The organism is Oleiphilus sp. HI0067 (assembly GCF_001635735.1).
In genome coordinates, this window is sequence record NZ_LWFI01001495.1 from 1 (window position 1) to 1,394 (window position 1,394).

Annotated in this window: 1 protein-coding gene; it reads right to left on the reverse strand. The window is 43.9% G+C overall.

Features of this window, described 5'->3' with window-relative positions:
* Positions 1 to 115: 115 nt before the first annotated feature.
* The gene (coxB, locus tag A3739_RS24440; protein ID WP_068483416.1) at positions 116 to 1,237 is read right to left on the reverse strand and encodes a cytochrome c oxidase subunit II; all 1,122 of its coding nucleotides are present in this window, start codon (positions 1,235 to 1,237) and stop codon (positions 116 to 118) included.
* Positions 1,238 to 1,394: the final 157 nt, after the last annotated feature.

Here is a 1,394-nt window from a genome sequence, read left to right on the forward strand (position 1 = left end):
GAACCAATATCTTTATGGTTGGTAGTAAATAGCCAACGCGCAATACCTTTCGTTGGACCATGGTGCTCATGATCGTCATGAGACGGATTGTCGATTACAGCGCTCATAAGCCCTCCTATTTATTTTTATAGTCAACGATGTCTTTGGCAGAAACATTGTCGCCGGTGTCATTACCCCACGCATTGCGCTCGTAAGTAATAACTGCAGCAATATCAACCTCACTCAATTGCCCACCATAAGCTTGCATAGCCGAGCCAGCAACACCATCAACAACAACCTCAATATGCTTATCCAGCAGTTTTGTAGCGATCTCTGTTCCTACAAGGCTTGGGAACGCCGGAGGAATACCCTGCCCATTCGGTTGGTGACACGCTGCGCAGTTGGTCGCGTATACTTTTTCTCCGCGTTCCATCTGTTCTTCTAAGGTGAAGGTGAGTTTGGCAAGTTCTGCTGCCGCTTTTGCTTCTTCTTGTTTTTGTGCAAGCCAATCATCGTATTCGGATTGTTCGACTGCACGCACGACAACAGGCATAAAGCCGTGATCTTTACCGCAGAGCTCTGTACATTGACCGCGATATACTCCCGGCTCATTAATACGTGTCCAGCTCTCATTAATAAAACCAGGAATGGCATCTTTTTTAACCGCAAAATCAGGAATCCACCATGAGTGAATCACGTCATTTGCCGTAATTAAGAAGCGAATTTTTTTACCAACCGGCACAACGAGCTCGTTATCTACTTCTAATAGATAATTTTCGTTTTTCTCTTGTGCGTTATAGATTTCTTCTTTGGGTGTGGACATGTTGCTGAAGAAATCGACCCCTGAGCCCAAATACTCGTAACGCCATTTCCATTGGTAGCCAGTGATTTTGATATCCACATCAGCATCACTAGTGTCGTACATTTCAACAAGTGTTTTGGTCGCTGGAATTGCCATGACAACCAGAATAATTACAGGAACGATCGTCCAAATAATTTCTATCGTGGTATTTTCATGAAAATTCGAAGCTACCGCGCCTTTACTCTTACGGTGCTTAAAGATCGAATAGAACATCACCCCAAACACTACGACACCAATTGCCACACAAATCCAAAAAATGGTCATGTGCAAGTCATAGACTGAGTGACTAATGTCCGTCACTCCGCGAGGCATATTCAATCCATACTCTGCGCTTACATCCGCTGCATAAATTGCAGACAGCAGCAGACTCAGCGCCTTTACTAGGCGTGATCGCATACGGGTCTCCACAGATTATTATTTTTGTTCCTGTGAGGCTTCCTACTACTAACTACTTAACTACTTCAAAGAAGCTCAAGTAACAGTTGGATTTATTTTTATTGCCCTTTGAGTATAGCGAGCTGCATTTTGAAATCGCAACGCCTTTTAGGCCTTT